This window comes from Janthinobacterium aquaticum (assembly GCF_009208565.1).
GTDB lineage: Bacteria > Pseudomonadota > Gammaproteobacteria > Burkholderiales > Burkholderiaceae_D > Janthinobacterium.
This window is the reverse complement of sequence record NZ_WFLK01000001.1, coordinates 336,417-360,653: the sequence shown is the minus strand read 5'-3', so window position 1 is coordinate 360,653 and position 24,237 is coordinate 336,417. Positions and strand designations below refer to the sequence as shown.

The following is a 24,237-nucleotide window of genomic DNA, read 5'->3' as shown; positions in this document are numbered from 1 at the left end:
TGATGGTTACTCGCAGAAATTTTTTCATGAATGCCGGCGCCGTGGCGCTGAGCGCCGCCGCTGTCAGCCGCGTTGGCGCAGCCTCGTTGCCTGAGGCGGTGATTGCCAGTAGTGCCGATACCAAAGCGCCACCGCCGCCACCGAATGGCCGGCCATACAATCCGGTGGTGACGCTCAATGGCTGGTCCTTGCCCTGGCGCATGAATAACAACGTCAAGGAATTCCACCTGGTGGCCGAGCCGGTGGTGCGCGAACTGGCGCCGGGCATGGTGGCCAATCTGTGGGGCTACAACGGCCAGTCGCCGGGCCCGACCATCGAGGTGGTCGAAGGCGACCGCGTGCGCATCTTTGTCACCAATAAGTTGCCCGAGCAAACCAGCGTGCATTGGCATGGCCAGCGCTTGCCTAACGGTATGGATGGCGTCACCGGCCTGACCCAGCCCGGCATTGCGCCCGGCAAGACCTTTGTCTATGAATTCGTGGCCAAACGCCCCGGCACCTTCATGTATCACCCGCATGCCGACGAGATGACGCAGATGGCGATGGGCATGATGGGTTTCTGGGTGACTCATCCGAAAGACCCGAATTTCATGAAAGTGGACCGCGATTTTGTGTTCCTGCTCAGTAATTACGATATCGATCCGGGCAGTTATACGCCCAAAATCATGACCATGACGGACTTCAATCTGTTTACCTTCAACAGCCGGGTATTTCCCGGCATCGATCCGATGGTGGTGCGCCAGGGCGACAAGGTGCGCGTACGCGTGGGCAACCTGACCATGACCAATCATCCGATTCATATGCATGGACATGAATTCGAGGTCACCGGCACCGACGGCGGCTGGACCCGGCCCGAATCGCGCTGGCCGGAAGTGACGACCGACGTGGCGGTCGGCCAGATGCGGGCGGTCGAGTTCGTGGCGACCGACCTTGGCGACTGGGCTTTTCATTGCCACAAGTCGCACCACACCATGAACGCCATGGGGCATGACGTGCCGACCATGATCGGCGTCGACCACCAGGGCATTGCCGCCAAGATCAACCAGCTGGTACCCGGCTATATGGTGATGGGCGAGCGCGGCATGGCCGACATGGGCGAGATGCAGATGCCGGTGCCCGACAACACCTTGCCGATGATGAGCGGCGACGGGCCGTTCGGGGCGATCGGCATGGGCGGCATGTTTACCACCGTCAAGGTGCGCAAGGACCAGAAACCGGGCGACTACCGCGACCCGGGCTGGTACAAGCATCCGCCCGGCACGCTGGCCTATGAATGGACCGGCGCCATGCCGGAGCCGGTGCGCCCTGCCGTCAGGCCGGTTGCACCGGGCGGCATGGAAATGAGTGTGCGCAAGCCAACAGGACATGGCGGACACTAATTTTATTCAGATAATGTTCATTGCCGCCTAGCATGATTTTGAAATAATAGTGTTGTGCTGGCTCAATGAATTGTCCTGAAGTGACAATCCGAGCATCTGTTCGGCGACTTTTTTCTTTATATTCGGCAGATGATTGCTTGAATAAAGGGGAAAAGCATGCTGAAACAGATGAAAGTCGGTACGCGGCTGCTGGCCGCGTTTTCATGTATCGCGGTGCTGGGCGCGATCGTGGCCGGCATCGGCATTTTCAATATGGGCAGGATCGACACCATGGCCAGCCAGATGTACAACAATGAGCTGCTGGGCCTGTCGCATATCAAGGAAGCCAATATCGCCCTGATCAAGGTCGGCCGCGCGCGCAGCAATTTCCTGCTGGCCACGACCGACGAGGAGCGCGCCACGCGTCAGGCCGATATCGCCAAATTCCTCGCCGCCAACAAGGCCAGCCTGGCCAAGGCGCAGCCATTGTTTGTCACGCCGGCCGCGAAGCAATTGTTTGCCCGTTTTTCCACCGTCGAAGCCGAGTACGTCAAGGTCATGACGCAGGTGCTGACGATGGCGGCGGCCGAACCGCTGGCGCAGCGCAGTGCAGAACTGACCGCGCTGTTGAATACCACGCGCCAGCATGCCAACGAGCTTGACGGCCTGCTTGACCAGTTGTCGCAGCAGAAGGAGTCGCGCGCCAAACAAGCCTCCGAACAGGCCAGCGGCGTGTACCAGGCCAGCCGCAGCTTCATGATCGCGCTGGTGCTGGGCAGCGTGGCGGCCGGCCTGGCGCTGGGCGCCATGATCACGCGCGGACTGACGCGCCAGCTTGGCGGCGAGCCGGGCTATGCCGTGCAGATTGCCGGCGCGATTGCCGAAGGCGACCTGACGATCGATATTCACACCGCCAGCAACGACAGCAGCAGCCTGCTGTACGCGATGAAAGGCATGCGCGACAAGCTGGTGGGCATCGTCAGCCAGGTGCGTTCCGGCACCGAAACGATCAATACGGCGTCGGGTGAAATTGCCCAGGGCAATCTTGACCTGTCGTCGCGTACCGAAGAGCAGGCCAGTTCGCTGGAAGAAACCGCTTCCTCGATGGAAGAGCTTACGTCTACCGTGCGGCAGAACGCCGAAAATGCGCGCCAGGCCAATGTCCTGGCCGGCGCTGCGTCGGACGTGGCCAGCAAGGGCGGCGCCGTGGTGGGGCAGGTGGTGCAGACGATGGACTCGATCAATGCGTCGTCGCGCAAGATCGTTGACATTATCAGCGTGATCGACGGCATCGCCTTCCAGACCAATATCCTGGCCCTGAACGCCGCCGTGGAAGCGGCGCGCGCCGGCGAGGAAGGGCGCGGCTTTGCGGTGGTGGCGGCCGAAGTGCGCAACCTGGCACAGCGCTCGAGCCAGGCCGCCAAAGAAATCAAGACCCTGATCGGCGACTCGGTAGCACAGGTGGAAATCGGCGCGCGCCTGGTGCAGGATGCCGGCCAGACCATGGATGAGGTGGTGGCTAGCGTGCGCCGGGTGGCCGATATCATGCAAGATATTACGGCGGCCAGTGCCGAGCAGAGTGCCGGCATCGAACAGGTCAACCAGGCGGTGGTGCAGATGGACCAGGTGACGCAGCAAAATGCAGCGCTGGTGGAAGAAGCGGCGGCCGCTGCCGAGTCCCTGCAGGACCAGGCCGTGGCATTGACGGAGCTGGTGGGGGTATTCCGCCTGCATGCGCAGCAGGGTGCGCCGGCGCCGGCGGCGAGCAATGTCACGCCGCTGCGTCGTCCGGCGCCCGCACCCCGGCACGATCTGCGGCGCCTGGCCTGAAGGGCGCTGCCAGCAGCGAGGCGGCAGCAAAGTATGGCCAGAAATGGTAGGCTGTGACAGTCAAACTGCCAATTGTCCCTGCTTATGCTGCGTCTGAAACACTGGTTATTGTCCGTCCTGCTGCCCGCAATGCTGCCCGTGTGTGCCTGTGCCCAGCAGGATGCCGGTGATCCGGTACTGCCGTACCGTCCATCCGTCGCCAGCCCGGCGCAACTGCCGTCGCCTGGCCAGCTGGAACTGGAGCTGGGTGCCTTGTCGATCAAAACCGACCAGTCGCGCCGCGCCAGCCTGCCTTATGCGCTGAAGCTGGCGTTCACACCGCAGTGGGGCATGCTGATCGAAGGCGACGCGCTGGTGCGCGTGCGCGACGACGCCTCGCCAGGCACCACCGGAATCGGTGACACCAGCCTGGTGCTCAAGCGTGCTTTTCTGCTTGATAACGCCACGGCGCTGGGACTCGAACTGGGCTGGAAAGTGCCGACTGCCAGGGACAGCATCGGCAGCGGCAAGCGCGATATCAGCCTGAACGCGATAGTGAGCCGCGACCTGGGAGCCGTGCATATGGACGCCAACCTGAACGCCACCCATCTCGGTGCGCCAGACGCCGGCACGGGCAGCACGCAGACTGGCTGGGCAACCTCGTTTTCCATGCCGGTGAGCGAGCGCTGGGGCGCAACGGCCGAGGTGTCGGGCACGCGTTCGCGCGGCGCGCCAGCGACTGCGCAATTGCTGCTTGCCGCCACCTGGAGCGTCACGCCACGCTTGGTGATCGATATCGGCGCCGCCCGTGGCCTGACTGGCGTATCGCCGGACTGGTCGCTGTTCAGCGGCTTTGTTGTGCCGCTGGGCAAGCTGTGGTGACGGCGAGGCAACGGTCTTATGTGTCCTTGCGTACAAACGGATCCCTTTTGCGGGCTTACAATCGGCGCATAGTCCACAGGAGCATGTCATGAAAAAATCGATACTCTTCGCCACCGTATTTGCTGCCGCCCTGGCCGCCTCTGCTGCCGCCCAGGCCCAGGTCAATGTTTCGGTCCATATCGGCCAGCCCGATTTTTACGGCCGTATCGATGTGGGCGACTATCCGGCGCCGCAACTGGTCTACGCCCAGCCGGTGATCGTGCAGCGTCCCGTGCATTATGTCGGCCGTCCAATCTACCTGCGCGTGCCGCCGGGGCATGCCAAAAACTGGTCGCGCCACTGCCGCGCGTATAATGCCTGTAACCAAGAGGTCTATTTCGTCCAGGATAATTGGTATAAAAACCAGTATGCGCCGCGTTATCGCCAGCAGCATGGTCATCCCGGACGCCCCGCGCACTACGCGCATCCTGCGCCACCACCGCCACACCATGATGGCCGCCCCGGCCCCGGATCCCGTCCACACGAAGCACATGGCCGGCCGGACCGTCACGACCACGACGGCCGGCCTGGCCCGGGCCGTGGCAATGGACACGGCAACGGCCACGGCAATGGTGGTGGGCATGAGCGGGGAAATGACCGCAGAAATTAAACTACCAAGGAGTATCTTTGCAAAGCAAAATCGTGATCGTAGGCGGTGGGGCAGGTGGCCTGGAGCTGGCCTGCAAACTCAGCCGCAAGCTCGGCCCCGGCCAGGTAACCCTGGTCGACAGCCGCCTCTACCATATCTGGAAGCCGTCGCTGCATGAAGTGGCGGCCGGCACCCTCGATATTCACCAGGAAGGCCTGTCCTACCAGATGCTGGCGCACGACAATGGCTTTACCTATGTGTATGGCCCCTTGATCGCGCTGGACGCCGCCGGCAGCAGCCTGACCGTGGGCGCCATCGGCGTCGACGGTGAGCAGTTGCTGCCCGAGCGCCGCATCGGCTATGAACAGCTGGTGCTGGCCGTCGGCAGCACCTCGAACTATTTTGGCGTGGAAGGCGCGCGCGAGCACACCATTTCGCTTAACGCCACCGAGGACGCCGAGCGCTTCCGCCTGACCCTCTTGAAACTGCTGGCCATGGCCGAGCAGCGCCAGGGCGACGCCGGCCATCCGGGCGTGGACATCGTCATTATCGGCGGCGGCGCCACCGGCGTGGAGCTGGCGGCGGAACTGCGCGAGGCCAGCGGCGTCTACGCCGCGTATGGTTTCCAGAATCTGAACGCGATCAAGGATGTGCGCATCACGCTGCTCGAAGGGGCGCCCCGCATCCTGGCGCCGCTGCCCGAGCGTGTCTCGGCAGCAGCCCTGCGCCTGCTGCGCCAGCAGGGCATCACGGTTGCGGCCGATACCCGCGTCACTTCGATCGAAGCGGACAAGGTCAACGTGGCTGGCGGCGCCAGCTATGCAGCCGACATCTGCGTATGGGCGGCCGGCATCCGCGCGCCGGAGTTTCTGGCCACGCTGGGCCTGCCGACCAACCGCGCCGGCCAGCTCGAAGTGACCGGCATGCTCAACGTGCAGGGTCACGCCAATATTTATGCGCTGGGCGACTGCGCCGCCTGCGCCGGCGCCGACGGGCGCCTGGTGCCGCCGCGCGCCCAGGCCGCGCACCAGCAGGCCGATTACCTGCTCAAGACCTTCATGCTGCAGGCCAAAGGCAAGCCGCCGCAGACCAAGCCGTATGAATACCTCGACTACGGTTCGCTGGTGTCGTTCGGCCGCACCACCTCGGTGGGCACGCTGATGGGGTCCCTGAAGGGGCTGAGCTGGTTTGTCGAGGGTTTCGTGGCGCGCATGATGTATGTCAGCCTGCATCTGATGCATCACAACGCCGTGCTGGGCAGCGTGCGCACGGCCGTGATGGCCATGGGGCGCTTCCTGATCAAGCGCAGCACGCCGCAGGTCAAACTGCACTGATTTCAATGGAAGGAACAAGCATGCAACGTTATGCAATCGCATTGATGCTGGCCTGCCTGGGCATGGGAGCGGCCCAGGCAGCAAGCAAGGCGCCAGCGCAGGCACCCGAAACGGTGGCGAAATTTTCCTGGCTGGCCGGCTGCTGGCAGGTCGATGGCGCCGAACCCGGTTCGGGAGAGCAGTGGAGTACGGCCGCCGGCGGCACCATCCTGGGTACCAGCCGCACCGTCAAGGGCGGCAAGACTACCACGTTTGAATTTGTCCAGATTCGCCTGACCGTGCCGGGCCAGCTCGCTTATATCGTCCAGCCGTCGGGCGAACCGCCGGTGGAGTTCAATCTGCTCAGTCAAAGCAAGCCTGGCGAGTTCATCTTTGCCAACCTTGATAATGACTTCCCCAGCCGTATCATTTATCGCCGCGATGGTGATCGCAAGCTGCATGCCAGCATCGTCGGGACCCTGAAAGGGAAATTGACCACCATTAATTTTCCGATGACCAGGATCAGTTGCGAGCCGGGGCGCGCCAAATAAGTCAGATAAAAACGGCGCTTGGGGCGTAAAGCCGTTAAGTTAGCGCTCCGGCGCCAAAAGCATACCGGCAAACGTATTAAAGCCACAGTCGTGCGCATAGGTTCTCCGGGCCAAGCGGGGCTGAAAAATGTCGAGGGCAAGGCGCGGCGACGCAGACAGTACCTCAGTACGGCAAGGAAGCCGCAACGCCGCCATCGGCATTTTCTCAGACTCGCGTCTCTGGCCCGCCATTTTTTCGCCTTGCGACTTACAATGAGCCGTGTTTTACTGTGCCTGTTGGCGCGGCAAGATGACGGTCAGCGTGGCGCCGCCTTGCGGGCCTGTGGCCAGGCTCAGCGTGCCACCCAGATACTGCACGCGTTCGCGCACCAGGCGCAAGCCATGCTTGTTGATTTCTGCCGGCAACGGCGTGGGCAGGCCGATACCGTTGTCCTTGACCGTCAGCATGACTTCTTCATCGTTTTCATCGACAATAATATCGACTTCGCTGGCCTGGGCATGTGCTGCAATATTGGCCAGCGCTTCCTCAAGCGTGCGCAGCAGCGCCACGCCGACGCTGCGAGGGCCGCTCAGTTCGTCTTCGGGCAGGCTGCAACGCACGGTCAGCTTGTGTTGTTCGGCAAATTGCGCGGCCAGTTCGCCAAGCGCCACATTGACGCCCAGAAATTCAAGCTTGTCGTTCCACAGCTTGATCTGCATCTGGCGATTGGTTTCAATCACATTGAGCAGCAGCTGCTTCATGGTGGCTGCGCGCTCGAGCAGCACGGGCTCCTGCGGCATTTTTTGTGTCAGCAGCGACAAGTGCATGGTCAGCGCCGTCAGCGACGAACCCAGGCTGTCGTGCAACTGGCGCGACAGCGCGCGTCGTTCATTGTCCCAGCTGGTATTGACATGGCCGAGCAACTCGGAGAGGTCGGCGGCACGCTGCGCATCGGCCTGGCCAGGGCCTTGCTGCGGATCGGAATATGCGGACATGGAGCCCCGTGAGTAGTGAAAAAGATAAGCTGCGTGGCTGTGGATAATACAGCAGGTTTTCGATCCGGGGCGCATGGATGGAAAATTTCGGCCCAGCCGGCCAGCGCTGTCGCACCCATTTGCGTACGCTTGCGCACATACCTGCCGCGCTGCTGCTGCCATAGTAAGGCCGTGCCCCATCCGCCCTGGCGGCGGCTTACCCACTGAAAGGACCGGCCATGAATATTGATACGATTGTTGATCAGGAATACTGCGCGAAGAGTTTTCGCGATATCGTCAACGCGCCCATCAGCGCACTGCGCGGCGTCAGTCCGAAAGACGCCAAGGCACTGACCCAGGCTTTCGGCGTCACCACCGTGCGCGAACTGGCCAATCTGAACTTCGTCAAATGGGCCAGCGCGCTGGCCATCCTGGCAGACGAAGAGGGCATGACGGGCGAAGAAAAGGCGAAGGAAGAGCTGCTGGACGACGCCGTGGAGATGACCTTTCCCGCCAGCGACCCCATTTCGGTAGACGCCGGCATTACCCGCATCGAAGTGCCGCCCGAGAAGGTCAGTGCCTGTACCGACCACCAGCATGCCGGCAAACACGAGGCTCAGGCCGGTAAAAAAGGCAAATAGGGCCGGTTCCGCTCACTGCGCTGCTGCGACGTAGCGGCGAAAAAAAAGAGGCTGCGGCCTCTTTTTTCATTGCCTGAAACCTGCCGGCATGCTTGCCGCGCCTGTTTCAGACCACCGAGGTGACGCTGTGGCTCTGCAGGTTGCTTTCCGCCGCTGTCATATCGTGCTGCGCGCAGCAGTAGCGATTCTTGCCGGCCCGCTTCGCTTCGTACAGGGCTGCATCGGCCGCGCCGAGCAGCGCGTCGACCGTGCCGGCGTCGTCGGGGTAGATGCTGATGCCGATGCTGGTCGACAGCTGCAGCGTCAGGTCGTTGATAAAGTAAGGCTCGGAAATGACTTCGATCAGCTTGGTCGCCGGCTCGTGCGCATCACCCTTGCCGGCCAGGTTGCCCAGCACGATCACGAACTCGTCACCGCCGATGCGCGCTACCGTGTCTTCCTTGCGCGAGACGCTGACCAGGCGTTCGGCCACCAGTTTCAGGATGTCGTCGCCGTAACCGTGGCCGTAGGTATCATTGATGGCCTTGAAGCCGTCCAGATCCAGGTACAGGATGGCCGACTTGCCGCGCACGCGCGCCGAATGCTGGAGGGTATGGCCGATGCGGTCTTCCAGCAGGCGGCGGTTGGGCAGGCCCGTCAGCGGGTCGTGCAGCGCCAGTTCCTGCTGCTGGCGGCTGTATTGCGCCAGTTCCTTGTACAGCAGCCGCACTTCCAGCATGTTATGGATGCGCTTGTGTACTTCCATCAGGTCAAACGGTTTGCTGATAAAGTCGCGCGCGCCTGCTTCTAGTGCGGCAATCTTGAAACTTGGTTGCGCCGTCAGCGCCAGCACCGGCAGGTAGCCGCCGTGTTCGATTTCCTTCAGGCCTTTCATGACCTGGAAGCCATTGAGTTCCGGCATCTGCAAGTCAAGCAGGATCAGGTCGTAATTGTGTTCCTCATGCAATGGGCATACTTGCGCAGGGCGCATGGTCGCCGTCACATTGCTGTAGCCGGCGTCGCGCAAAATCTCCAGCATCAGGTCAATATTGTCGGGTGAATCATCAACGACCAAAATTTTGGCTTTCAAAATCTCATCTTGGCTTGGCATGGGGCATCTCTGTGAATAAGTTCAACGCTGCATCGTCTCCGCGGATAGCCGGTTCACAGCGAACCGCACTGATGGTAGCGCCTTGCGAAAAGATAGGGCGCACGAAAGCTGACCAGCATGGCTGTGCAATGTGCCGCCATGCTGCCAGCGGCATGCAGGGCCGGCTCATCGCGCAAGGAGGCGCGGCGTTGTGGTTGGGCTTGTTATGTCCTGACTGTTGAATTGAGTGTAGCAAACACCAGTTGTGTTGCTTGTAGGACAGTGCCGCGTAGCGAGGTAGGAAGTGTAACCGGTGTTTGCTGACTTTTTGTATTCAAATTTTTATTTATTTGCATCATCTTTTGTCAGGCTTGTCACAGGCTCCGGTACCTTCTCGACGGGCAGGCGTACAGTAAAAGTGGCGCCCTGCATTTCGCCAGGGCTGCTGACAGACATGCTGCCGCCATGCTGCAGCACCAGATGATTGACGATGGCCAGGCCCAGGCCCAGGCCGCCGTGCTTGCGCGTGGTCGAGGCGTCGGCCTGGCGGAAGCGGTCGAACACATGCGGCAGGAAGTCGGCGCGGATGCCCACGCCGTTGTCGGCAATAATGATCAGCAGCCAGTTGCCCTCGCGCCGCACGGCAATGCTGACGCGGCCGTCCTGCGGCGTAAATTTGAAGGCGTTCGACAGCAGATTCCACAGCACCTGCTGCAGGCGGGCGGGGTCGCCCATCAACACGCCGGCGTCTGCCGCGATCTCGGTATGCACACTGATATGCTTGGCCTGGGCTACCGGCTGCAAGCTGTCGAGTGCGGCGGCAATCAGGGGTTCTGGCGCAACCGGTCGCCGTTCCAGCGCCAGCGCGTTCGAGCCGCTGGCGCTGATGCGGCTCATGTCGAGCAGGTCTTCGATCAGTTGCGCCTGCGCCCTAGCGTTGCGCTCGATGCTTTGCAGGCCGCGCTGCAGGTCGGCCGGCGCACGCGCGCCGCGCGCCAGCACCTGCGCCCAGCCCAGTATGGCCGACAGCGGCGTGCGCAATTCATGCGACAGGCTGGCCAGGAATTCGTCCTTGAGCCGGTTGGTATGTTCGGCTTCGGCGCGCGCTTCGCGTTCGCTGTCGAGCAGGATGCGGCGCTCTTCGGCGGCGCGCTGCGCCTCGGCGTACAGACGCGTATTGTCGAGCGCCATGGCGGCCTGGTTGGCGATGGCCGTGACGATGCGCTCGCTGCGCGCGCTGAACATGCCCGGCTGCGGATGGCCGAGCAGCAGGCGGCCCAGGATGCGTCCCGAGTGCGAACGCACCGGCAGGCTCAGGCAACTGCGCATGGCCGGTGCGCCGGCTGTGTTCTGATCGGCCTGGGTGTCATGCAGCCGCAGGGCAGGGCCATGGCGCAGCGCCGGCCCGATGGCGCGCGCCGCAGCCAGCTCCAGCCCGGACACCGCCAGCGCCTCGGGCAGCGGTGGTTCATCGTCACCGCCTTGGGTGCCGGCGCCGCCGTAATACAACACGCCATGGCGCGCGCCGCTGATCTGGGTGGCGGCGTCGACCGCCGCCTGCAGCAGCGCCGGCAGGTTCAGCGTGCCGGCCAGCGTGGCGCCGGTGCTGTTGAGCAGTTCGAGCACGCGCGTTTCATCACGCAGATCCTCATGCACGTGCCTGACTTGGTCGACATCGGTGCTGGTGCCAAACCAGCGCAATATCTGGCCGCGCTGGTCGCGCATGGGGTTGGCGCGCGTCAGGAACCAGCGATACTGTCCGTTGCGGGCGCGGATCGGGAACTCCATCTCGAATGGCGTGCCGCTACGCAGCGCCGCCCTCCAGCCGGCCAGCATCTGCGGCAGCTCCTGTGGATCGTAGGCGCCGCGCCAGCCATCGCCGGCCATCTGCTGCGCGCTGATGCCGGTGTAGTCGTGCCAGCGCTGGTTGCACCAGATAATGGCGCCGTCGGTGCGCGCGATCCACGCCAGCTGCGGGAAGGCATCGGCCAGCGCGCGCAGGTCCGCTTCGCTCTGGCGCAGGCTTTCCTGGGCCGCCTTGCGCTCGTTGATGTCGCTGATATAGGCCACCAGGCCGTCGGCGGAAGGAAACAGACGCACCTCCAGCCAGCCGCCCAGCGGCGGGTAATACAGTTCGACGTTGCAACTGCGTTGTTCGGCCATGGCGCGCCGGCACTGCGTTTCCAGTTCGGTGCCTGACAGGCGCGCGCAACTGAGCCACAGATTGTCGCCGGCGCCGACCTGTTTGCCGGCGCACTGCGAGGCCAGCATGGCTGCCGCATGCGCATTGATATAGCGGATGGTCCAGTCGCGGTCGAGCAGGCACAAGCCGTCCGTGATCCCTTCGAGCAAGGCGGTGAAGGGCGCGTCTGCCTGGGTCAGGCTGCTGTCGTCGGTGGAACGGATCATGATGGTATCGTCTAAGCCGCCATGGACTGGCGCAGCCTGCCGCAAACGGGCACGGCGGCTGCGCAAAGGTGTTGTCTGCGTGATTACGCCTGATGCCATGATTGTATCGCCAGCGGCAGATCGCCATCGCACGGTTGAGTACTCGCCGCCCGGGCGCTGCTGCAGATAGCACTGGACAGCCGGCAGTGCAGTCCCTATAATCCCGCTTCTTTCGAGACAGCAACTTCTCGATTCGCAGCAGGTGGTTGAAAGGCCGTCTGTCGGCGATAAAAAAGCGTAGGCTTTTGTGCGATGGAAAGTTGTTGTCAGAGCAGGGCGTTGCCCGGTGAAACCAGCTAAGCGATTGAAAAATCGAACTTTTCAAAGCGAAATGAATACGATATAATGTTTGCCTGCGCGGCTGTAGCTCAGCTGGATAGAGTACTTGGCTACGAACCAAGGGGTCGTGGGTTCAATTCCTGCCAGCCGCACCAGAATTTCTGAAATCAGGCAATGCCTGGTTTGTTGTAAAAAAGTTTTATTCTTCATGCAGTACGGTGAAGTGTTGCAAGTTTTGCGGCTGTAGCTCAGCTGGATAGAGTACTTGGCTACGAACCAAGGGGTCGTGGGTTCAATTCCTGCCAGCCGCACCAGTTTTATCAAAGCCGGAAGATTGGTTTTGCATGTTTCAAGTTCCATGCAAATGGAATGCAAGTTTTGCGGCTGTAGCTCAGCTGGATAGAGTACTTGGCTACGAACCAAGGGGTCGTGGGTTCAATTCCTGCCAGCCGCACCAGTTTTACCAAAGCCAGCAGTTTGGTTTTGCATGTTTAAAGTTCCATGCGAATGGGATGCAAGTTTTGCGGCTGTAGCTCAGCTGGATAGAGTACTTGGCTACGAACCAAGGGGTCGTGGGTTCAATTCCTGCCAGCCGCACCAGAACAAAGGGATCAGATTGAAAAATCTGATCCCTTTTTCCATTGTGCCGCCACTTTTTGTTCAGCTTATGCTGCGCGTCGGTACTGCTGGCGAAACGCGCGCGGCGCCATCTGCTTGTCGGCACGAAACTGGCGGTTGAAATGGGCCAGATTGCGGTAGCCGGCCTCCTGCGCGATGGCGGCAATGCTGTGTTCGGTCTGGATCAATTGCTGGCAGGCGCGCCCGATGCGCAGCCGCGCCAGATAACTGGCCGGCGTACACAGTACGTGGCGCTTGAAGAAGCGGTGAAAAGCCCCCAGCGACAGGGCGGCGCGCCCGGCCATGTCGGCCAGCGCGATTTCCTCGCGAAAATGTTCGTGCATATAGTCAAGCACGCTGGCCAGCCGTTTTTGCTGCAGGTCCGCTGCCACCAGATTCAGCGCGCTGGACGCCAGCGGCTGCGCTTGCAGGTCGCCAGCCAGTTCCAGCAGCACATCGAGCAGCAGCGGTAGGCGCTGCGCTGGCTCCAGCGCTTGCAGGCGCAGCAGCCGGTCGCCGCAGCGCGCGGCCACTGCCGGCGTAAAGTGCAGCGCCGGCCCTGCGCGCCTGGCCAGCTGGCGCAGGCTTTGCAGCTCGGGAAATACCTCGGCCAGTTGATGTATCCATTCCAGCGAAAACCATACCACTACCGCCAGCATCGGCCGCGCCGCATCAATGCGTTCGCTGGCCGACCAGGTATGGGGCAAATTTGGTCCCACCAGCACCAGGTCGCCCGGTTCGAAATTGCCCAGATGGTCGCCAATATAGCGCTGGCCGCGTGCATTGACCGTTAGCGTCAGCTCGAACTGCGGATGGTAGTGCCAGAGGAAGGGAATGGCCTCGAGTTCGCGCCACAGCAGGCCCCAAGAGTGGCCGGCCGGTATCGTGACCTGTTCAAATAAAGGTGTCATCGTGACGTTTGGTGGGCCTGAATGGTCACGATAGTATCAGAACTGGCTGTTGATGACGTATTGGCACACTGCGTTTCGCCGCACAATCGCTGTCACACCAATCAATAACAGGAGACAGCGATGCAAGACCGCTACCAGTATGGCAATGGACGCCCGGGCAATCCTTCCGTGGCCTATATCGAGCAGGCGCAGCTGCACGAACTGAAAAAACAGCTGCCACTGCGCGTGTTGTCGGACAGCGACTTTTTGCACTGGCAGACCTATGGCTATGTGATCGTCAAGGATGCCGTCAGTCCTGAACAGGTGCACCGCACCACCGAGTTCCTGTGGGAGTTCCAGGGTCTCGACCAGCACGACCCGTCGACCTGGAATGCCGACCAGCTGCGCGACCATGCGATGAAAGAGCTCAACGGCTCGGGCATGGTCGAGGCCTACCATAACCAGGTGCTGTGGGATAACCGCCAGACCCGGCGCGTGTATGACGCCTTTGTCGATATCTGGGACCGCGAAGACCTGTGGGTCACCATCGACCGCGCCAACCTCAATACGCCGAACAACGGCAAGCGCAAGTTCGGTGGCTTTATCCACTGGGATGCCGACACGACGCTCGATCCCTTGCCGGTCAATGTGCAGGGCGTGCTGGCGCTGTCGGACACCACGCCTGAAGGCGGTGGTTTTCAGTGCTTCCCGCAGCTGTTCCAGAATTTCAAGGCATGGCGCGAACAGGCGCCCAAGGGCCGCAATCCATGGCAGCCAGACCTGGAAGCGGTGCCGTATCCGATGGAATTTATCGCCATGAAGAAGGGCGAACTGCTGATCTTTAACAGCCTGCTGGCGCATGGCATCCGGCCCAATACCTCAAGCGACCAGGTGCGCCTGGCGCAGTACATCTCCTTTACGCCGGCGCAGGAAGACAATGCGCCGTTGCGCGAGTGGCGCGTGCGCAGCTGGCGCGAGCGCAGCGCACCGGAAGGCTATGCGTTTCCGGGCGACCCGCTGGAAAAGGAAAAGCTGGTTTATCCGCAGGCGCAACTGAGCGAGCTCGGTGAAAAAATCCTCGGTGCGCGCGACTGGTGAGGGCTGAAAAATAGGCAGATAGACAATCTGCGCCAAATGCACGATCATGGTCTGACCTGTCACCGACATGACGCTAACGAGGACCCGCATGACCATGATCACCTGCATCGAAGACCTGCGCGTGCTGGCGCAAAAACGCGTGCCGCGCATGTTTTACGACTATGCCGACTCGGGCTCGTGGAGCGAATCGACCTACCGCGCCAACGCGCTGGATTTCGGCAAGATCAAGTTTCGCCAGCGCGTCGCCGTCAATCTGGAAAACCGCAGCCTGGCCTCGACCATGGTGGGCCAGCCTGTTTCCATGCCGGTCGCGCTGGCGCCGACCGGCCTGACCGGCATGCAGCATGCCGATGGCGAAATCCTCGCCGCGCAGGCGGCCGAGCGCTTCGGCGTGCCGTTTACACTGTCAACCATGAGCATCTGCTCGATCGAGGACGTGGCGGCGCACACTACCAAACCGTTCTGGTTCCAGCTGTACGTAATGAAGGACCGCGCCTTTATCGAGCGCCTGATCGAGCGCGCGCGGGCGGCCCGCTGCAGCGCGCTGGTGCTGACGCTCGACTTGCAGGTGCTTGGGCAGCGCCACAAGGATTTGCGCAACGGCCTGTCGGCGCCCCCCAAGCTGACGCTTAAAAATATCGCCAATATGGCCACCAAGCCGCGCTGGGTGGCCGGCATGCTCGGTACCAAGCGGCATGGTTTCGGCAATATCGTCGGCCATGCCACGTCGGTGTCGGACATGTCATCGCTGTCGGCCTGGACCCAGCAGCAGTTTGATCTGAGCCTGTCGTGGAAGGACGTGGAATGGATCAAGCGGCGCTGGGGCGGCAAGCTCATTATCAAGGGCATTATGGATGCCGACGACGCGCGCCTGGCGGTAGGCAGCGGCGCCGATGCGCTGATCGTGTCGAACCACGGCGGGCGTCAGCTCGATGGCGCGCAGTCGTCGATCGAGGCGCTGCCGGCCATCGTGGAAGCGGTCGGTGGCCAGATTGAAATTCATATGGACGGCGGCGTGCGCAGCGGCCAGGATGTGCTGCGCGCGGTGGCGCTGGGCGCGCGCGGCGTCTATATCGGCCGCCCGTTCCTGTATGGCCTGGGCGCCATGGGCGGGCCAGGTGTCACGCGCTGCCTGGACATAATCCGCAATGAACTCGACCTGTCGATGGCCTTTTGCGGCCTGCGCGACGTGCAGCAGGTGGACCGTACAATTTTGCTGCCGGGGACGTTTTAAGCGCTACCCGGCAGGCCCGGGCTCAAGCCGGTTGCCCGATATTGTTCCACTGGCCGCGAAAGGTCGCCGCATCGAGCGGGCGTGCATGTACGTCGCCGGGCTTGAACAGATCGGTCAGCGCCAGATCCTGGATGGCTGAACCGAAGCCGCCCAGCGTGGCCTTGCCCCAGGGGCGCCTGGCATGCAGAAATACTGGCGCCTGCTGCTGCCGGGCCAGCACTGTCATGGCCTGGCGCGTGGTTGCCGCCGCTTCTGCGCCCAGATCGGTGGCGATTGCGCACACCAGGCGCTGACCGAACAGCAGTGGCCGGCCAGCGGCGTTCAGCCGGGACTCATTGAAGACGCTGATAAACAGGTCCGGCGCCAGATCGTCTTTTTCACACACCGTCCACGTGGGCGCCCACGCTTCCACGCTCATGAAGCGTGCACCGGTGGTGTGCGGCCCATGCGTCCATTTGGCCTGCGACTTGTCGTCCCAGCCCATGCGCCCGAAAGCGATCAATTTTCCTTGCGGATTGTACTGGTGGCTGCGCACGCCGGCTTTACCCTTGCCACGTGTTTGCGCCAGCACCGGTGCGAGGGCGGCGGCAAACGGCGTCCACTGGTCCGACTGCCACAGGCCGGGGGCATCGGGGGCGGCCAGCAGCACGAATACGTCATAATCGCGTGAAAAGAAAGACATGGGCATCCTGGTAAGCGTGTGAAAAATCTTGCCATGCCATTATAGTTGCATGAAATAATAAGCGTGTTCACGGCTGACTGATGGCAGGAGACTGACGATGAAAGTTCGCACCTTGCTGACTGCACTTGCCTTGCTCGCGCCATGCGCGGCCCATGCCCAGGACCGCTACCGCAACGATGAGCGCGACCGCCGCGATGACATTCAGCTGGTCTGCTACGGCGGCGCCGAAAAAACCACCACCGAGTATCGCTCCGGCTACGAATGGGATGCGCAGCAGCACAAGTATGTGCCGAAACAGGGCGTGGAGCTGGGCAAGTCCGATTTCCAGGCCACCCTGACTATCTCGATACATGGCGAACGTGGCGAGATACAGCTGCCCAAAAGCCTGATTCCACCGCTGCATGGCGGTAACGACAGCGGCTGGTGGAATATCGACGAGCTGTGGATCGGCCACGATGAGATTCGCGGCAAGTTTCGCCTGAATGGCCTGAACCAGCCGCGCATGGTGATCAACCGCATGAATGGCGCCATTACCATCGACGGCATGATCAAGTTCAATGGCCGCTGCGACGCCGACCAGGGACACCGGCGCTTCTGAGGCGCCGCCTTGGTCTATGGCTCTTGCGGCTGGCGCAGGTTGATGTCGATCTGCCGGTAGGGGATGGCGATGCCGGCTGCCTGCAATGCGGTCAGCGTGCGGCCCAGCAGGTCGCCGCGCACCTGCTCCCAGGTGGCGATATCGCCGAGCTGCTGGCGCGCCTGTTCAGGCGCCGCTGCCGATGTCCAGCTGGTAGCTTGCCGTCTGGTTTTTGCGCGCAGCATTGCGCATCAGGTAGACCGTCACCTTGTAGCGCGTGGCGCCTGTCACGCCAGCGTGGAAGTGCGCCCCGTCGCGCGAGCCGACAAAGATCGCCTCGTCGCTGCCGTTGGCGCTGACATTGAAGTACAGCGACGGATGGGCGCTATTGAGCCTGATATCGAACTTGCCGTTGGCCGGTGCAGCAATGCTGTATTCGACCGTCGCGTAGCCCTTGATCTTGCCGGCCAGTTTCTTGACCGGCGCCCCTTGCACCAGTTCGACCTGTTCGCGCCGGACAGGATCGGCAGCCCAGGCATGACCCTGGAGCAGCACTGCGCAGGCCAGGGTGGTGAGGTATTTGTGCATCGTGTGCTCCAGGCAGGTGGGAGGGGACTATGGTGGGCTGTTGCTGATACTGTAACATGCAGCTGCAAAAAACTTGCCGGTTGTTTAGCTTTGCAGGAATATTCAGCTTCAATCCAACGTAACGCACAAGGAGTCGTGTATTGAAATCTGATCTGGCTGCCCCGCGGTTCAAGCGCTTGCTTGCGCTGTCGATACTGGCGGCGTGCCTGTATGCCGATGCCGCGCTGGCGCAGGGTGCAAAGGTGTCCTCGCCGGTCGAGCTGGCGCGTCGCGCCGGCTCGCTCAAGCCTGGACAGTGGGTATGGGCGCCCGCCATTGCGCCAGCCGGGCCGCTGCTCGTATATGTCGACCTGTCGCGCCAGTTGGCCACCATCTACCGCAATGGCGTGCGCATCGGCGTGTCCACGGTATCGAGCGGCAAGCCGGGCCATGACACGCCGACCGGTGTCTTTACCATCCTGGAAAAGAACGTCGAACATCATTCCAGCGTGTATCACAATGCCAGCATGCCGTACCAGCAGCGCCTGACCTGGGACGGCGTGGCGCTGCATGCAGGCGGCCTGCCGGGCTACCCGGAAAGCCACGGCTGCGTACACCTGCCGTATGCGTTTGCGCGCGTTCTGTTCGGCGCCACGCGCCAGGGCACCACTGTGATCGTCAGCAAGTCGGCCGGCAGCCATGGCGGCGCCGATGGTGCCGACGGCGGTGAGGTGCTGGCGCCGTCGGCGGCCGTCGAGGTGCAGGAGGGCGATTTCTGGGCGCCTTCGCGTTCGGAAAAAGGGCCGGTGACCATTGTCATGTCGCGCAGCGACCAGGCGGTGGTCGTGCTGCGCAACGGCGTGGAAATCGGCCGCGCCCGCGCCACGCTGCCACCGGCCAGCGACGCAGACCGCGACACCCATGTGCTGACGCTGGCCGACACCGCCGGCCAGGGCCGCTGGCTGTATGTCGGCGTGGCCGGCCACGACGAGGAATCGGGTCGCCAATTGGCCGAGGCAATACGCAGTCAGGTGCAATTGCCTGCCGATTTTTACGCCAGCGTCAGCGCCATCCTCAAGCCGGGCGCCACCTTGCTGGTAACGGCGGCACCATTGTCGCAGAGTGGGCGCGGCAGTGCCCTGACCGTGATCAGTGGCGCGGCGCAATAAAGCAGCCGGCCAAGGTGGCGTGCCTCAGCTGACGCGATTGCGTCCGCTGGTCTTGGACTGGTAGAGCAGGGCGTCTGCCGCGCGTATCAATGCGGTGCTGTCAGCGCCTTGATCCTGGCCAGGATAGACGGTGGCCGCGCCCAGGCTGATGGTGACCACGCCGATGGCGCTGGCGGCATGCGGGATCTGCAGCGCCACCACCGCCGTGCGGATGGCTTCGGCCACTGCGCGCGCGCCGGCCGTATCGGCGCCCGGCATAATCACCGCAAACTCTTCGCCGCCATAGCGCGCCGCGAGATCTTCGGCGCGATGGACGCTGCCTGCCACCGCACCGGCCACGGCGCGCAGGCAGTCGTCGCCTGCCACATGGCCGTAGCTGTCATTGAATTTCTTGAAAAAGTCGACATCCATCATGATCAGCGAGACCGGCTGCGCATGGCGCCGGGCGCGATCCAGCTCCAGCGCCAGTTTTTCATCGAAACAGCGCCGGTTGGCCAGCCCGGTCAAACCGTCTTGCGAGGCGCGCGCTTCGAGTTCGGCATTGGCCTGCTGCAGTTCGGTTTCGATACGGTCGCGAATGGCAATCTGGCGCATCAGCCTGCGAAACAGGAAAATGAGCAAGGCGCCGGCCACCAGCGAGGCTGCAACGATTTGCGTACTGAGGCGCCGCCAGTCCGAGAAAATATCGTCGCGCGACAGGCCGGCCGCCACGATGACGGGAAAGCGCTCCAGGTGGCGGTAGCTGTAGAGCCGCTCCACGCCATCGACGCGCGCTTTCATCATGGCCGTGCCGGCCGGTCCCATTTTCCGGTAAGTCTGCAGCAGCACACCTTGGGAAACATCCATGCCGATCACCTTGGCGTCGAACGGGCGCCGGTAGATCAGCCGGCCATCGTCGAGCGCAAAGAAGGCGGTGCCGGTATTGCCCAGGTTGAGGCTGTTATAGACATGCTCGAACGACTGCAGACGCAGCGTGACCAGTACCACGCCGGCAAAACTGCCATCGGCCAGTTCGACCCGGCGCGATACCGGCAGCAGCCACTGTCCGCCTTTCTTGCCCAGTATCGGCGTGCTGATATGCGTGCCCGCCTGCCGGTTGGCCTGGTGGAAATGGAAGTAGGCGCGGTCGGTGCTGTTGCCTTCCTCGCTGTCGCCCAGCGATGTGGCTAGCCACTTGCCCTGCCGGTCGATAATGAACAGGCCATCGATTTCCACGATATTTCTGGATAGCTGCTCAAGGTGTCGTTGCAGCCGGTCGCCGGTCGCATCGTTATTGCCCTCATGGCGCAGGTGCTCGACGATGTCTTCAAGCATCACATCGGCCAGCTCCAGTTCCATATAGGCCTGCGCTGCCAGCGTGCGCGCCATGTTCTGCGTGGTCGCCTCGGCCTCGCGCAAACGCACCTCGTGGGCCGACCAGACGATCCACGCGGTCATGCCCATCAGAACGGCGCAGATGCAGAAAAACGCCGTGCTGGCCAGTGCCGTGACGGGCCGTTTGTGGCGTGCAGCTGGTTGCGCAGCGCGGTTTGTTGCATCATCCATGGCAGGGCGGAAAAGATAGATAAAAAGTGTTGCCATAGTACATTAAAATAAAGACAGCTTTGTGTATCCATCACCACAATCGGGCCATCCATGACCTATGAAAAAACCATTGAAACCGAACGCCTGATCCTGAGAAAGCCGCACCCGGCCGACGCGCCGGCGCTGTTTGCCATCCACGCCGACCCGGAGGTGATGCGCTACTTCAGCGAACTCCCATGGCAGGACGACAGCCGCGCGGCAGGCAAGATTGCCGACGATATCGCTGCCTTTGAAAAAGAGGAGTCGTTCCGCTTTGCCGTCGAACTGAAGGCAACCGGGCAATATATGGGCAGCTGCAGCCTGTTTGCCGAGCACCGCCAGAACCGCCGCGCCGAGATCGGCTATGTGCTGGGCCGGCCGTACTGGGGCCACGGCTATATGCAGGAAGCCCTGTCGGCGCTGCTGGAGTTTGCTTTTGTCGAACGCAACCTCAATCGGCTGGAAGCCGATATCGACCCGCTCAATACGGCCTCGGCCAGCGCACTCGAGCGCCAGGGTTTCAGGCGGGAGGGATTTTTGCCCGAGCGCTGGATCGTCGGCGGCCAGGTCAGCGATACGGCGCTGTATGGCCTGCTGCGGCGCGAATGGGAAGCGCGGCGAAATGCCGGGTCGGCCGCTGCTGTCCCGGGCTGATACAGTACCCGTTGTGGTAACGCTGCGTTACCCTCAATCGCGCCGCCGGCGGCGGCTGGTCAACAGCCAGTAGCCCACGCCCAGCACTGCCGCGCCGATGGCGGCCTTGCGCAATACGCCGGGCCGGTCATGGCGCCAGGCTGCCGGCAAACCCATTTCACTGACGATGTTGGGCAGTTGGCCATGGCGCAGGTCCTCGGCCACACCTTCCACCGCATCGACGCGGTCGGCCAGCAGCAGCATCAGCCAGTGGCGCAAATCATTTTCCGTGCGGCGAAAGGCGAGACGGCGCAGCATGCCGCTCAAGCCGCGCGGCGGCGCGCTGGTGCCATACAGCGGTGTGATGGCCGGATATTCCAGTGACACCAGCACTTCCGTAGCGCCGTGCTGCTGTACCGGCGGCGCCGGCGGGCCATCGAGCCGGGCCGGCATGCGTTCCATGGGGACGGCGGGGCGCCTGGCCCGGTCCAGGTCGCTGCCCCAGCCTGCGATATCTTCTCGCCGCGCCGCGTGGGTCCGAGGGGAAGCCGGCTCTGAAGGTGTCATTTCATTTGGCATGGTTCGCTCCTTGCGGGTTGGTACCGGATGGCAGCAGCACGGTCTTGATGCAATTGTCCAGTTTGCCGGAAAATATCTGGTAGGCATCGGCCACGTCGGCCAGCGGCACGCGGTGGGTAATGATTTGCCTGGGATCGATATGGCCGGCGCGGATATGTTCGAGCAGGCGCGGCAGATGGCGCTTGACGCTGGCCTGGTTCATGCGCAGGGTCAGCCCCTTGTTGAGGGCATTGCCTATCGGCACGGCGTTAAAGGTCGGTCCGTAGACGCCGACTATCGAAACATTGCCGCCCTTGCGCACCGAGTTGATGGCCCAGTGCAGCACGGTGGCCGAGCCGGCCTGCATCATGGTGTAGCGCCCGGTCAGCGACTGCATGGCATTGCCTGCCGCCTCGCAGCCCACCGCGTCGATGCACACGTCGGCGCCCAGCCAGTCGGTCATCTTCTTGATATGCAGGGCCATGTCGGTCACATCCTTGAAATTGACCACCTCGCACTGGGCGTAGCGTCGCACGAAGTCGAGCCGGTAGTCCACATGGTCGACCACGATGACGCGCCCGGCGCCCATCAGCCAGGCGGACTTGGCGGCAAAGATGCCGACCGGGCCGGCGCCAAACACCACCACCGTGTCGCCGGCGCTGATGTCGCCCATTTCGGCGGCCTGGTAGCCGGTCGGCAGGGCGTCGGTCAGCAATACGGCATCGTCGTGGTCGATATCGTCGGGAATGACCATCGGACCGACGTCGGCCATCGGCACGCGCACCAGTTCGGCCTGGCCGCCGTCATAGCCGCCAGCCGTATGCGAGTAGCCATAGATGCCGCCCACGGCAGTCGCCTGCGGGTTCACATTGTGGCAGTTGCCATACAGTTCGCGCTGGCAAAAATAGCAGCTGCCGCAAAAGATATTGAACGGCACCAGCACCGCGTCACCGATCTTGAGCTTGCGCACCGCGCTGCCGACTTCGACCACGACGCCGACAAATTCATGGCCGAAGGTCGAACCGACCCGCGTATCCGGTACCAGGCCGTGATACAGGTGCAGGTCCGAGCCGCAGATGCAGGAGCGGGTCACGCGCACGATGGCGTCGCCCGGGTGCTCGATTTCGGGGTCCGGCTTGCAGGACGCCCTGATGCGGTAGGGACCGCGATAATTCATTGCCAGCATAGTATCTCCGTGTCAGTTTGACGGTCATGCCAGGGCTTGCTGCAAAGTAGCAAGGCTGGCCATGGTGCGTGCTGCAGGTCCATGATGCACCCGCTATCGATGCAATCATGTAGGACAGATACACCTGTGACGGTAAGAGTCTGTCTGGCGTAGTGGCTTGCCCTGGCTAGGACAGGTCCGAGAAAAACACGGGGAGAGGGTCGAAGCTGTCGCGCACGCCGATGTCGGCTATGATCAAACAGGTTGTTGAAACCGGTGATCCGCTAGCGGTCACCGTCAATGGCAGGGTACAGGCTGTTATCCAGAGCCTCGCCAGCTATCAAAACACGCAGAATCAAATGGCGATGCTGCGTATCCTCGCACTTGGTCGCAAGCAGATACAGGAAGGTAAAGTCATCGATCATGAGGACGTCCGGTCTTTGATCTAGTCCGCTATCAGCCCTTCCTCGCGCAAGGCTTTTTGCACCGCCGGCCTTGCCTGTACACGCTGGTACCAGTCGCGTAAATGATCGAGCTGGTCGAAATGAATATCGGCCTTGTAGTACGAGGTCAGCCACGACGCCTGGCCCCAGCCCGTGAGCGCGAACAGGTAGGCGTCGGCTACACTGAAGTATTCGCCCATCAGATAAGGCTGGCCAGCCAGCTGCTCGTCGATCCAGGCATAGCGCTGTTCCAGTTTGGGCCTGGCCATTTCCAGGTAGTTGCCGGCACGTGCGGCGTACAGCAGCGGAATAAATCCCTTGTGTATTTCGGTGGACAGGAAGTTCAGCCATTGCTGCAGGCGATAGCGCTCGAAGCTGCCGTTGGGTGGCGCCAGCCGGGCTGCGGGATGCAGGTCGGCCAGGTATTGCATGATGGCCGGTCCTTCGCGCAGCAGGCGTCCGTCGTCCAGTTCCAGCACGGGCACATAGCCGTGCGCATTGACATCGTAAAAGCTGGCGCCGTCGTCGGTCACGTGCCGCTTGTAATCGACCTTGACAAGGGTGGCGTCCAGGCCCAGTTCCCTGAGGACGATATGCGTGCCCAGCGAGCAGCTGGCGGGGATATGGTACAGCTTCATGATGGCTCCGGTAGTGGCGCCCTCCAGGTGAAAGCGCCTGGACAGCCATTATAGGCAGCAAGGATAAAAAAGGAAGAAGGCAGTATAATGTTGTGTAGGTACATTTTTTATACTTGATGCGAGCGCAGTGACCATGAAGGAAAGCGTAACGGGATGTTCGATCGAAGAGGCGATGCGGCTGCTGGGTGGGTGCTGGCGCTTGCTGCTGGTGTCTTACCTGGTCGATGGTCCGAAGCGCTTCAATGCACTGCGGCGCGATGTGCCGCATATTTCGCAGCGCATGCTGACCCTTGATCTGCGCGCGCTGGAAGAGGCGGGACTGGTCGCGCGCACGGTGTATCCGGAAGTGCCGGTGAAAGTTGAATATGCATTGACGGCAGACGGCCAGCGCCTGCTGCCGGTGGTGGCCGTGATGAAGGAATTCGGTTTGTGGCTCAAAGGCAGGCTGGAATAGGGTGCCGCCGAGGTGC

At 62.2% G+C, this 24,237-nt stretch carries 25 protein-coding genes and 4 tRNA genes; 18 read left to right on the top strand and 11 right to left on the bottom strand.

What is annotated here, in order from left to right; genetic code table 11:
- The first annotated feature begins 2 nt into the window (after nucleotides 1-2).
- From GCM43_RS01600 to GCM43_RS01575, 6 genes are all read left to right on the top strand, one after another.
- A complete protein-coding gene (locus tag GCM43_RS01600; protein ID WP_152241749.1) occupies nucleotides 3-1,379 on the top strand; it encodes a multicopper oxidase family protein in 1,377 nt (458 codons plus the stop codon).
- A 156-nt stretch (nucleotides 1,380-1,535) separates the two neighbouring features.
- Complete coding sequence (locus GCM43_RS26460) at nucleotides 1,536-3,188, top strand: methyl-accepting chemotaxis protein (protein ID WP_152241748.1); 1,653 nt, start codon at nucleotides 1,536-1,538, stop codon at nucleotides 3,186-3,188.
- A gap of 129 nt (nucleotides 3,189-3,317) precedes the next feature.
- A complete protein-coding gene (locus tag GCM43_RS01590) occupies nucleotides 3,318-4,049 on the top strand; it encodes a transporter (protein WP_152241747.1) in 732 nt (243 codons plus the stop codon).
- Nucleotides 4,050-4,137: 88 nt separating this feature from the next.
- On the top strand, nucleotides 4,138-4,698 hold the full coding sequence (locus GCM43_RS01585; RefSeq protein ID WP_152241746.1) for a hypothetical protein: 561 nt from the start codon (nucleotides 4,138-4,140) through the stop codon (nucleotides 4,696-4,698).
- A gap of 17 nt (nucleotides 4,699-4,715) precedes the next feature.
- Nucleotides 4,716-6,011 (top strand): NAD(P)/FAD-dependent oxidoreductase, encoded by a 1,296-nt coding sequence (locus GCM43_RS01580; protein ID WP_152241745.1) that lies wholly within the window; start codon nucleotides 4,716-4,718, stop codon nucleotides 6,009-6,011.
- 20 nt (nucleotides 6,012-6,031) lie between these two features.
- Nucleotides 6,032-6,541, top strand: a complete 510-nt coding sequence (locus tag GCM43_RS01575) for a DUF6265 family protein (protein ID WP_152241744.1) — start codon at nucleotides 6,032-6,034, stop codon at nucleotides 6,539-6,541.
- A gap of 264 nt (nucleotides 6,542-6,805) precedes the next feature.
- Here GCM43_RS01575 and GCM43_RS01570 read toward each other — a convergent pair whose 3' ends face one another.
- Complete coding sequence (locus GCM43_RS01570) at nucleotides 6,806-7,516, bottom strand: sensor histidine kinase (RefSeq protein WP_152241743.1); 711 nt, start codon at nucleotides 7,514-7,516, stop codon at nucleotides 6,806-6,808.
- 218 nt (nucleotides 7,517-7,734) lie between these two features.
- Between GCM43_RS01570 and GCM43_RS01565 the strand changes: the two genes are divergently transcribed.
- Entirely contained in the window at nucleotides 7,735-8,136 is a 402-nt protein-coding gene (locus GCM43_RS01565) for a hypothetical protein (RefSeq protein WP_152241742.1), read from the top strand.
- A gap of 106 nt (nucleotides 8,137-8,242) precedes the next feature.
- On the opposite strand, the gene GCM43_RS01560 is transcribed toward GCM43_RS01565, so the two are convergent.
- Together GCM43_RS01560 and GCM43_RS01555 are read right to left on the bottom strand one after the other, a co-directional pair.
- The gene (locus GCM43_RS01560) at nucleotides 8,243-9,226 is read right to left on the bottom strand and encodes a GGDEF domain-containing response regulator (RefSeq protein ID WP_152241741.1); all 984 of its coding nucleotides are present in this window, start codon (nucleotides 9,224-9,226) and stop codon (nucleotides 8,243-8,245) included.
- Between the two features lie 321 nt (nucleotides 9,227-9,547).
- Nucleotides 9,548-11,614 (bottom strand): sensor histidine kinase, encoded by a 2,067-nt coding sequence (locus GCM43_RS01555; RefSeq protein ID WP_152241740.1) that lies wholly within the window; start codon nucleotides 11,612-11,614, stop codon nucleotides 9,548-9,550.
- Between the two features lie 396 nt (nucleotides 11,615-12,010).
- On the opposite strand from GCM43_RS01555, the gene GCM43_RS01550 reads away from it, so the two are divergent.
- The 4 genes from GCM43_RS01550 to GCM43_RS01535 all read left to right on the top strand — a co-directional run bounded on the left by GCM43_RS01550 (nucleotide 12,011) and on the right by GCM43_RS01535 (nucleotide 12,532).
- Nucleotides 12,011-12,087: transfer RNA gene (locus tag GCM43_RS01550), tRNA-Arg, on the top strand.
- 82 nt (nucleotides 12,088-12,169) lie between these two features.
- Nucleotides 12,170-12,246: transfer RNA gene (locus GCM43_RS01545), tRNA-Arg, on the top strand.
- 66 nt (nucleotides 12,247-12,312) lie between these two features.
- Nucleotides 12,313-12,389, top strand: a tRNA-Arg gene (locus tag GCM43_RS01540).
- 66 nt (nucleotides 12,390-12,455) lie between these two features.
- Nucleotides 12,456-12,532, top strand: a tRNA-Arg gene (locus GCM43_RS01535).
- Between the two features lie 65 nt (nucleotides 12,533-12,597).
- Here GCM43_RS01535 and GCM43_RS01530 read toward each other — a convergent pair.
- Nucleotides 12,598-13,461, bottom strand: coding sequence for a helix-turn-helix domain-containing protein (locus tag GCM43_RS01530; protein ID WP_152241739.1), 864 nt, complete (start codon nucleotides 13,459-13,461; stop codon nucleotides 12,598-12,600).
- 120 nt (nucleotides 13,462-13,581) lie between these two features.
- Here GCM43_RS01530 and GCM43_RS01525 point away from each other — a divergent pair, with 120 nt between their 5' ends.
- Together GCM43_RS01525 and GCM43_RS01520 are read left to right on the top strand one after the other, a co-directional pair.
- Nucleotides 13,582-14,538, top strand: coding sequence for a phytanoyl-CoA dioxygenase family protein (locus GCM43_RS01525; protein WP_152241738.1), 957 nt, complete (start codon nucleotides 13,582-13,584; stop codon nucleotides 14,536-14,538).
- A gap of 88 nt (nucleotides 14,539-14,626) precedes the next feature.
- Nucleotides 14,627-15,772 (top strand): alpha-hydroxy acid oxidase, encoded by a 1,146-nt coding sequence (locus GCM43_RS01520; RefSeq protein ID WP_152241737.1) that lies wholly within the window; start codon nucleotides 14,627-14,629, stop codon nucleotides 15,770-15,772.
- A 22-nt stretch (nucleotides 15,773-15,794) separates the two neighbouring features.
- Here GCM43_RS01520 and GCM43_RS01515 read toward each other — a convergent pair whose 3' ends face one another.
- Nucleotides 15,795-16,454 (bottom strand): hypothetical protein, encoded by a 660-nt coding sequence (locus tag GCM43_RS01515; protein WP_152241736.1) that lies wholly within the window; start codon nucleotides 16,452-16,454, stop codon nucleotides 15,795-15,797.
- Between the two features lie 97 nt (nucleotides 16,455-16,551).
- On the opposite strand from GCM43_RS01515, the gene GCM43_RS01510 reads away from it, so the two are divergent.
- Nucleotides 16,552-17,052, top strand: coding sequence for a hypothetical protein (locus GCM43_RS01510; RefSeq protein WP_152241735.1), 501 nt, complete (start codon nucleotides 16,552-16,554; stop codon nucleotides 17,050-17,052).
- 14 nt (nucleotides 17,053-17,066) lie between these two features.
- Here the strand turns inward: GCM43_RS01510 and GCM43_RS01505 are convergent, their stop codons facing one another.
- Together GCM43_RS01505 and GCM43_RS01500 are read right to left on the bottom strand one after the other, a co-directional pair.
- Entirely contained in the window at nucleotides 17,067-17,276 is a 210-nt protein-coding gene (locus GCM43_RS01505) for a hypothetical protein (protein WP_152241734.1), read from the bottom strand.
- Complete coding sequence (locus tag GCM43_RS01500) at nucleotides 17,218-17,619, bottom strand: DNA breaking-rejoining protein (RefSeq protein WP_152241733.1); 402 nt, start codon at nucleotides 17,617-17,619, stop codon at nucleotides 17,218-17,220. The genes GCM43_RS01505 and GCM43_RS01500 overlap by 59 nt, the downstream gene beginning before the upstream one ends.
- Before the next feature lie 140 nt (nucleotides 17,620-17,759).
- On the opposite strand from GCM43_RS01500, the gene GCM43_RS01495 reads away from it, so the two are divergent.
- Complete coding sequence (locus tag GCM43_RS01495) at nucleotides 17,760-18,767, top strand: L,D-transpeptidase (RefSeq protein WP_226929262.1); 1,008 nt, start codon at nucleotides 17,760-17,762, stop codon at nucleotides 18,765-18,767.
- Between the two features lie 24 nt (nucleotides 18,768-18,791).
- On the opposite strand, the gene GCM43_RS01490 is transcribed toward GCM43_RS01495, so the two are convergent.
- The gene (locus GCM43_RS01490) at nucleotides 18,792-20,312 is read right to left on the bottom strand and encodes a sensor domain-containing diguanylate cyclase (RefSeq protein ID WP_193315500.1); all 1,521 of its coding nucleotides are present in this window, start codon (nucleotides 20,310-20,312) and stop codon (nucleotides 18,792-18,794) included.
- Between the two features lie 90 nt (nucleotides 20,313-20,402).
- Here GCM43_RS01490 and GCM43_RS01485 point away from each other — a divergent pair, with 90 nt between their 5' ends.
- On the top strand, nucleotides 20,403-20,984 hold the full coding sequence (locus GCM43_RS01485; protein ID WP_152241731.1) for a GNAT family N-acetyltransferase: 582 nt from the start codon (nucleotides 20,403-20,405) through the stop codon (nucleotides 20,982-20,984).
- 33 nt (nucleotides 20,985-21,017) lie between these two features.
- Here GCM43_RS01485 and GCM43_RS01480 read toward each other — a convergent pair whose 3' ends face one another.
- Nucleotides 21,018-21,425, bottom strand: coding sequence for a hypothetical protein (locus GCM43_RS01480; RefSeq protein ID WP_226929261.1), 408 nt, complete (start codon nucleotides 21,423-21,425; stop codon nucleotides 21,018-21,020).
- 106 nt (nucleotides 21,426-21,531) lie between these two features.
- Nucleotides 21,532-22,707: a zinc-dependent alcohol dehydrogenase gene (locus GCM43_RS01475; RefSeq protein ID WP_152241730.1), complete on the bottom strand. Its 1,176-nt coding sequence runs from the start codon at nucleotides 22,705-22,707 to the stop codon at nucleotides 21,532-21,534.
- A gap of 230 nt (nucleotides 22,708-22,937) precedes the next feature.
- Between GCM43_RS01475 and GCM43_RS01470 the strand changes: the two genes are divergently transcribed.
- On the top strand, nucleotides 22,938-23,135 hold the full coding sequence (locus GCM43_RS01470) for a type II toxin-antitoxin system prevent-host-death family antitoxin (protein ID WP_193315499.1): 198 nt from the start codon (nucleotides 22,938-22,940) through the stop codon (nucleotides 23,133-23,135).
- On the opposite strand, the gene gstA is transcribed toward GCM43_RS01470, so the two are convergent.
- Nucleotides 23,132-23,767, bottom strand: coding sequence for a glutathione transferase GstA (gene gstA, locus GCM43_RS01465; protein WP_152241728.1), 636 nt, complete (start codon nucleotides 23,765-23,767; stop codon nucleotides 23,132-23,134). The two genes, GCM43_RS01470 and gstA, sit on opposite strands and share 4 nt — an antisense overlap.
- Before the next feature lie 133 nt (nucleotides 23,768-23,900).
- Here gstA and GCM43_RS01460 point away from each other — a divergent pair, with 133 nt between their 5' ends.
- A complete protein-coding gene (locus GCM43_RS01460) occupies nucleotides 23,901-24,221 on the top strand; it encodes a winged helix-turn-helix transcriptional regulator (RefSeq protein ID WP_152241727.1) in 321 nt (106 codons plus the stop codon).
- Nucleotides 24,222-24,237: the final 16 nt, after the last annotated feature.